Genomic DNA, 8,006 nt, shown 5'->3' with positions numbered 1-8,006 from the left:
TCGGCGACGGCGGCTCCGGCATGCGCCCGGCCGGCGGCGCCCCCGCGGCCACGCCGCCGCAGGGTCGGCAGCCCAAGGAGCGCGGCGGCCGTCGCCGTCCGCAGCTGCCCGGTCGCGGTGGTCCGCGGGCCGAGCTGCCCGGTGGCCCGCAGCAGCGCACGCCGAGCTGGAGCGACGAGAACGCGCAGCCGCCGGTGCCACGTGCCTCCCTGGACGCCCCGCGCGGCCACGAGGAGCCGGACGCCCTGTCCTCGACCTCGCCCATGCCCCGCATCGACGACCGCCAGGGACCGGGTTCGACCGCGGAGATCCCGCGCATCGACGACCGTCAGACTCCCGCCTCCACGCCGGAGTTCCCGCGGCCGGACTTCAACGCTCCGCGTCCCGGGGCGGGTACGCAGAACGACGGCGGGCAGTTCGTCCGCTCGGACATCTTCGGCAGCCCCAACCAGGGCGGCACCACCGGCCAGTTCCCGGCCCCCGGCCGTGGTCAGGACCCGTCCTCCACGGGCCAGTTCGCCTCGCAGGGCTACGACGGTTCCGGTACGGGGCAGTTCGCCACGCAGGGCTACGACGGTTCCGGTACGGGCCAGTTCCCCGCCCCGGGCTACGGCAACCGCCAGGACCCCTCCAGCACCGGCCAGTTCGAGCGGCCGCAGGCGGGTGGCGACGGCTACGGCGCCACCCGGCCGCCGGCCCCGCCGCGTCCCCAGCAGCCCCCGCGTCGTCAGGAACCGGAGGCACTGCCGCCGGCATCGGGCCCCGGCGACGGGCGTACGCCGCTGTACGACACGCTGGAGACCAACTGGTTCCGTGGCGGCCAGTCGCAGAGCAACGGCTTCAACGGTTCCAACGGCTCCGCGCCGCAGGTCCCGCAGCAGCAGGCCCCCGCAGCACCCCCGCGCCCGGCGGCCAACGCCGCCTGGCGCACCTCTCCGAACGACGAGATCGTCCGCCAGGCCGAACGCGTGCGGCAGCCCGCCGCGGGCGGCGTCACCACCTCCGGCCTGCCGCGCCGGGTCCCGCGCGCGAACCTCGTGCCGGGCACGGCGCAGCAGCAACAGCACCACACCGGTCCGCAGGTCTCGCGTGCGCCCGACGACGTACGCGGCCGGCTGACCAATCTCCGACGGGGCATCGCACAGGGTCGCCAGGCCGGTACCGGCCAGACCGGCAGCTACCCCAGCCCCACTCACCAGCAGGAGCGTTAGTTGACCCCGATGAGCCAGGCGGCACAGAACCTCAACTGGTTGATCACCAACTTCGTGGACAACACCCCCGGGGTGTCCCACACCGTCGTCGTGTCCGCCGACGGACTCCTTCTGGCGATGTCGGAGGGCTTCCCGCGTGACCGCGCCGATCAGCTCGCGGCCGTGGCCTCCGGTCTCACCTCGCTGACGGCCGGGGCCTCCCGGATCTTCGAGGGTGGCACCGTGGCGCAGACGGTCGTCGAGATGGAACGCGGCTTCCTCTTCCTCATGTCCATCTCCGACGGCTCGTCGCTCGCCGTGCTCGCACACCCCGAGTGCGACATCGGCCTCGTCGGCTACGAGATGGCGCTCCTGGTCGACCGCGCGGGCGCGGTGCTCACGCCCGACCTGCGCGCCGAACTCCAGGGCAGTCTGCTTCACTGACCGGCCCCGGCACCACCCGCCTCACCAAACCACCGTCCGGCCGCCACAATCCCCCCACCGGCCCCGTCAGACGGCACGACGACCGACATGCTGTCCCGCCCGGAGGATTCATGACCCCGCCCACCGCCTCTCATGATCCGTACGCAGAGCCGTACGGGGACGAGGGCGACCAGCCGCTGGTCCGTCCGTACGCGATGACGGGCGGCCGGACCCGGCCGCGCTACCAGCTCGCGATAGAGGCGCTGATCAGCACCACGGCCGACCCGGCCCAGCTGATGGGACTTCTCCCTGAGCACCAGCGGATCTGCCACCTGTGCCGTGAGGTGAAGTCGGTGGCGGAGGTTTCCGCGCTCCTGGCCATGCCTCTCGGTGTGGCGCGGATCCTCGTCGCGGACCTCGCGGAGGCCGGGCTCGTCGCGATCCACCAGCCGGGTGGCGACGAGAACAACGGCGGCGCGCCGGACGTGACACTGCTCGAAAGGGTGCTCAGTGGACTTCGCAAGCTCTGACGGGGGCCGGGCCACCACCTCCGCGAAGATCGTGGTGGCGGGCGGCTTCGGCGTGGGCAAGACCACGTTCGTCGGCGCCGTCTCGGAGATCAATCCCCTGCGCACCGAGGCCGTCATGACGTCTGCTTCGGCGGGCATCGACGACCTCACCCACACCGGGGACAAGACCACCACCACGGTGGCCATGGACTTCGGCCGTATCACCCTGGACCAGGACCTGATCCTGTACCTGTTCGGCACCCCCGGCCAGGACCGCTTCTGGTTCATGTGGGACGACCTGGTCCGCGGCGCCATCGGCGCGGTCGTGCTCGTGGACACGCGCCGGCTCGCCGACTGCTTCCCCGCGGTCGACTACTTCGAGAACAGCGGACTGCCGTTCGTCATCGCCCTCAACGGCTTCGACGGGCATCAGCCCTACGCCCCCGAAGAAGTGCGGGAAGCCCTGCAGATCGGCCCGGACACCCCGATCATCACTACCGACGCCCGCCACCGCGCGGACGCCAAGAGCGCACTGATCACTTTGGTTGAACATGCACTCATGGCACGCCTGCGGTAGATCAAATAGGCAGCGCCATACGGCAGTTGTCGTAGATATGCCGGAGCCGGCTGTGGCGTTTGACACGGTCGGCCCCGGTGTTCATAACGTTTCGACAGAGAAATCCGGTGGTACCGACACGCGTCGCGGTCAGTCGGTGCCGCTGTGTTCACAAAAGCCCCGCCTTTTGGCGGGGCTCGCTCTTTATGACCGTTTTATCTGGGGCTTCCATCCAGTGGAATCCTCGGTTCCGAGTGTTTGGAATCGCGCAGGCTGACGTGCTGGAATGCCTGAACTGCCCAGTAGTCAATGACGTACTTGTCGGCGACAGGGCTCTGGAGACACCGCGGCACGACGTAGGTGCCGTCGCCGAGAGGTTGTTGGTCGAGTGAGGCGAAGCAAGAAAGGTCCCGAGCTGTCGGTGCGGGGCAACTTCACCCCGCCGCCGCGCGGAGCGGCACCCGCACAAGTGCCCGGCCCGGAGCCGACGGCTCTGCCGCCCAGCGGCGGCCGCTTCTCGCCGCGCAACTGGCGCGTGCCGACCAGGCTGAATGCGATCCTGCTCATACCCGTGCTGGTGGGCCTGGTCATGGGCGGCTTCCAGGTGAAGAACTCCATCGACACCTGGCAGCAGGCACGGGACGCGGAGAAGGTCGCGAAGATCGTGGCCGCCGCCGGCGAATACGCCGAGGCGCTGCTCAACGAGCGTGACGTGTCCGCGCAGCCGTTGCTGAAGGGTGACCGGAACAACACGGCCGTCACACAGGCCCGGGCAGTCACCAACGAAAAGGCCGCGGCTTTCCACAAGGAAGTCGTCGGAATGCCGGCCAAGCAGGGCCTGAAGCGCCGACTGAACCTGATCGAGCAGGCCGAGCCGACGCTGCAGCAGCTCCGGCAGGCGGCGTTCACCAAGGCCATGGACCCGGTCAAGACCGAAGAGGGCTACGTCACCGTCGAGCACCTGCTGCTGGAGTTCTCGAACGAGCTGGGCCTCGGCACCGGGAACATCACCGCCTACGGCCGCTCGGTGTACGCCATCGGCCTCGCCAAGGGCGCGGAGTCGCTGCAGCGTTCGATCGGCATGCATCTGCTGGTCAAGCCCAGTGACGACCCGAAGACCCGCGCGCTCCAGGTCACCGCCTTCACCTCGTACGCGTACCTGGAGAACGTCGCCGTCCAGGAGTACATCTCCGGTGGCACCTCGCAGGACGCCGCCCGCCTCAACGAGGTCTTCCAGCAGAAGGCCGAGGAGGGCAAGAAGCAGATCGCCGACGCCAAGGCCAAGGCCGCGGCGGCGGGCCAGACCGTGGTGACCCCGCCGACGATGGACAAGATGATCCAGGCGATCGGGAGCGGTAAGACACCTGCGGAGCTCGCCCAGCTGGGCATCACCCCGGACTCGTGGATGGCCGCCGCCACCCTGAAGTTCCAGGGCTACAACCAGGTGGAGAAGGAAATGATCAACCGGGCCGTCGACGACGCCGGGCAGATCGCCTCCAACGCCCAGCGCAACGCCTACATCAACGGCGCCATCGTCATCGTCGCCCTGCTCGCCGCGTTCATCATCGCCGGTCTCATGGCCCGCCAGATGAGCCGCTCCATGCGCCAGCTGCGCAACGCCGCGTTCGGCGTCGCCGAGCAGCGCCTGCCGATGCTGGTCGACCAGCTCTCGCGCACCGACCCCGGCCGCGTCGACACGCGCGTGGCCCCCATCCCGATCTCCTCCACGGACGAGATCGGCGAGGTCGCCCGCGCCTTCGACCAGGTCCACCGCGAGGCCGTCCGGCTCGCCGCCGAGCAGGCCCTGCTGCGGGGCAACATCAACGCGATCTTCACCAACCTCTCGCGCCGCAACCAGTCGCTGATCGAGGGCCAGCTGACCCTGATCACCGACCTGGAGAACAACGAGGCCGACCCGGACCAGCTGGAGAACCTCTTCAAGCTGGACCACCTGGCGACCCGTATGCGCCGCAACGGCGAGAACCTCCTCGTCCTCGCCGGCGAGGAGCCCGGCCGCCGCTGGGACCAGCCGGTCCCGCTGGTCGACGTGCTGCGCGCCGCCTCCTCCGAGGTGGAGCAGTACGAGCGCATCGAGCTCTCCGGCGTCCCGGAGGCCGAGATCCACGGCCGTGCCGTGACCGACCTCGTGCACCTGCTCGCCGAGCTCCTGGAGAACGCCACGACGTTCTCCTCGCCGCAGACCAAGGTTCGCGTGACCGCCACCCGTCTTCCCGACGGCCGGATCATGGTCGAGATCCACGACAAGGGCATCGGCCTGACCGCCGAGGACTTCGCGGACATCAACCACAAGCTGGCCAACCCGCCGACCGTGGACGCCGCGATCTCGCAGCGCATGGGTCTGTTCGTGGTCGGCCGGCTGTCCGACCGCCACGGCATCCGGGTCCAGCTGCGCCCCTCCGGCGAACAGGCCGGCACCACCTCGCTCGTCATGCTCCCCGACGCCATCACCCACGGCGGTGGCGGCGAGCAGACGCTGGAGCGCGACGAGTTCACCGTCTCCCAGATCATCCCGGAGCAGCAGCCCTTCCAGGGCGAGAACTTCGGCGCACAGCCGATGCGGACCGCGGCGGAGCTGGGCTTCGACGACACCCGCTATGCGGATGTCCCGGACGACATCCGTGAACTGGACCCCGTCGGCCGCTCCCTGATGCGCGAGGAGCGCCGTGCGGCCCTGGAGGCCCAGGCACAGGGCCTCGGCCGCCCGCAGGAGGCCCAGGAGACCACTCCGTCGTACCCGGACGAGTTCCAGGCGCAGCAGCCCGCGTACGACAACGGGCAGAGCGCGTACGAGGAGCACCGGTCCGCGTACGACCAGCAGACGGCGTACGAGGAGCCTCAGCAGCCTGCGTACGACGAGACGTACTACTCGCCGAACGGCGGCCTGCCGCAGGGTGACGGCTTCCCGTCCGGCGGAGGCTACCCGGAGCCCGCCTACGCGGAGCCGGTGCAGGAGAACCGTTCGGCGGCCCCCACCGCCACTTCGGAGGCGTTCTCCGCCTTCGACGCGCCGTCGTATCAGGACGACTGGCCGCAGCAGGAGGAGTACCAGAGCTCCTACCGGGCTGATTACGCTCCGGAAACGGAATCGGTGCAGGCCGCTGACGTGAGTGAGCGGGACCGCGTAGGCTTCGACCGTCCCGGACCGGCCACCGCGACCGGTGTCCACGAGCTGACCGATGCCGGACTGCCCCGTCGCGGTTCCACCGCGAACGGCGTGGGCGGTCGGCCGCAGTCCGTGACGCAGGAGCCGGCGGCGGCCACGGAGACGGGCAACGACTGGCGCTCCGCCAACGACCAGCGGTGGCAGCAGGCGTCGCAGCTCCGGAAGCCCAAGGCAGGCGGGGTCACCTCTTCCGGTCTGCCGCGGCGTGTACCCAAGGCGAACCTGATCGAGGGCGCCGCGGAAACGACCCCGCAGGGAGGCCCACAGGTCTCCCGCGCCCCCGAGGACGTGCGGGGCAGGCTGAGCAACCTGCGTCGAGGCGTCCAGCGGGGACGCAACGCAGGCAGTGAAACGAACGGCCAGGGCTTCGGTCCTGACAGCACCTACAACCAGGAGCGTTAGTGTGAGCCCGATGAGCCAGGCGGCACAGAACCTGAACTGGTTGATCACCAACTTCGTGGACAACACCCCCGGGGTGTCCCACACGGTGGTGGTCTCCGCCGACGGACTCCTTCTGGCGATGTCCGAAGGCTTTCCGCGTGACCGCGCCGACCAGCTGGCGGCCGTCGCGTCCGGTCTGACCTCGCTGACCGCGGGTGCCTCCCGCATCTTCGAGGGCGGCAGCGTGAATCAGACCGTTGTGGAGATGGAGCGGGGATTCCTCTTCATCATGTCCATCTCCGATGGTTCGTCGCTCGCAGTTCTTGCACACCCGGAGGCGGACATCGGCCTCGTTGGGTACGAGATGGCGCTTCTGGTCGACCGAGCCGGTACGGTCCTGACACCGGACCTTCGTGCGGAGCTCCAGGGAAGCCTTCTCAACTAACAGACGTACGGTGCGTATTGGCGTCCCGGGGCCGTAAGGTTTCGGGACGCGGCTTCCACAGCGATGGGTGGCCCGGCGCAGTCGGAGGAGGAGAGAAAGTGGCAACACCCCCAGGCGGTTCGTCCGCGGGCAATTGGTCCTATGGCCCAGGCCAGGGCCCGGGGCAGGGTGAGCAGAACCGGTACAACTTCCCCTCCGCACCGAGCCAGCGGCGGCCGTACGCGCCCCAGGGCCCCCAGGGCCCCGGTCCGTCGCCGTACGACCAGCCGCCGGCGCCGCGTATCCAGCCGGTGCAGCCCCAGCGCCGTGCGCCCGAGCCGGCGCCCGCGGGGTCGTCGAACAACCCTCTGGTGCGTCCGTACGCCATGACGGGCGGCCGCACCAGGCCGCGCTACCAGCTCGCCATCGAGGCGCTGGTGCACACCACCGCGCAGCCGCACCAGATGCAGGGCCAGCTGCCCGAGCATCAGCGGATCTGCCACCTGTGCCGGGAAATCAAGTCGGTGGCCGAGATCTCGGCGCTCCTGACAATCCCTCTCGGCGTGGCCAGGATCCTCGTCGCCGACTTGGCGGAGGCGGGCCTGGTCGCCATCCATCAGCCCGGCGGCGACGAGAACGCCGGCGGCCAGCCAGACGTGACACTGCTCGAAAGGGTGCTCAGTGGACTTCGCAAGCTCTAGCGGCGGTCCTTCCCGCTCCACCACCTCCGCGAAGATCGTGGTGGCGGGCGGCTTCGGCGTGGGCAAGACCACGTTCGTGGGTGCCGTCTCGGAGATCAATCCGCTGCGCACCGAGGCCGTCATGACGTCTGCTTCGGCGGGCATCGACGACCTCACCCACACCGGGGACAAGACCACCACCACGGTGGCCATGGACTTCGGCCGTATCACCCTGGACCAGGACCTGATCCTGTACCTGTTCGGCACCCCCGGCCAGGACCGCTTCTGGTTCATGTGGGACGACCTGGTCCGCGGCGCCATCGGCGCGATCGTCCTGGTCGACACCCGCCGCCTCGCCGACTGCTTCCCCGCGGTCGACTACTTCGAGAACTCGGGCCTGCCGTTCGTCATCGCCCTCAACGGCTTCGACGGCAACCAGCCGTACAACCCCGACGAGGTCCGCGAGGCCCTGCAGATCGGCCCCGACACCCCGATCATCACGACGGACGCCCGTCACCGTGCGGACGCCAAGTCGGCGCTGATCACTCTCGTGGAGCACGCGCTGATGGCCCGCCTGCGGTAGTTCGGGTAACGCGCCCCTGAAGAGTCGGGGGGGCGGCCGGGGGGGGGGGGGGGGGCGCGGGGGGGGGGGCCGCGCC

The 8,006-nt window shown here is 69.9% G+C and carries 7 protein-coding genes and 1 pseudogene; all 8 read left to right on the top strand.

What is annotated here, in order from left to right; genetic code table 11:
* A pseudogene (locus tag ABT186_RS10795) lies at positions 1 to 1,211 on the top strand (nitrate- and nitrite sensing domain-containing protein); the annotation flags it as partial.
* Between the two features lie 9 nt (positions 1,212 to 1,220).
* Positions 1,221 to 1,634, top strand: a complete 414-nt coding sequence (locus tag ABT186_RS10790; RefSeq protein WP_037654657.1) for a roadblock/LC7 domain-containing protein — start codon at positions 1,221 to 1,223, stop codon at positions 1,632 to 1,634.
* Between the two features lie 110 nt (positions 1,635 to 1,744).
* A complete protein-coding gene (locus ABT186_RS10785; protein ID WP_103838060.1) occupies positions 1,745 to 2,143 on the top strand; it encodes a DUF742 domain-containing protein in 399 nt (132 codons plus the stop codon).
* A complete protein-coding gene (locus ABT186_RS10780) occupies positions 2,124 to 2,699 on the top strand; it encodes a GTP-binding protein (protein WP_351237125.1) in 576 nt (191 codons plus the stop codon). Before ABT186_RS10785 ends, ABT186_RS10780 begins: the two co-directional genes overlap by 20 nt.
* Positions 2,700 to 3,066: 367 nt before the next feature.
* Positions 3,067 to 6,264, top strand: a complete 3,198-nt coding sequence (locus ABT186_RS10775) for a sensor histidine kinase (protein ID WP_351237123.1) — start codon at positions 3,067 to 3,069, stop codon at positions 6,262 to 6,264.
* Between the two features lie 10 nt (positions 6,265 to 6,274).
* Positions 6,275 to 6,688, top strand: a complete 414-nt coding sequence (locus ABT186_RS10770; protein WP_033321188.1) for a roadblock/LC7 domain-containing protein — start codon at positions 6,275 to 6,277, stop codon at positions 6,686 to 6,688.
* A 98-nt stretch (positions 6,689 to 6,786) separates the two neighbouring features.
* Complete coding sequence (locus ABT186_RS10765; RefSeq protein ID WP_351237121.1) at positions 6,787 to 7,368, top strand: DUF742 domain-containing protein; 582 nt, start codon at positions 6,787 to 6,789, stop codon at positions 7,366 to 7,368.
* The gene (locus ABT186_RS10760; RefSeq protein WP_026248371.1) at positions 7,349 to 7,930 is read left to right on the top strand and encodes a GTP-binding protein; all 582 of its coding nucleotides are present in this window, start codon (positions 7,349 to 7,351) and stop codon (positions 7,928 to 7,930) included. Before ABT186_RS10765 ends, ABT186_RS10760 begins: the two co-directional genes overlap by 20 nt.
* Positions 7,931 to 8,006 lie beyond the last annotated feature (76 nt).

Source organism: Streptomyces sp. NPDC001634 (assembly GCF_040298185.1).
Taxonomy (GTDB): Bacteria; Actinomycetota; Actinomycetes; order Streptomycetales; family Streptomycetaceae; genus Streptomyces.
This window is presented reverse-complemented; position numbering and strand designations above follow the sequence as displayed.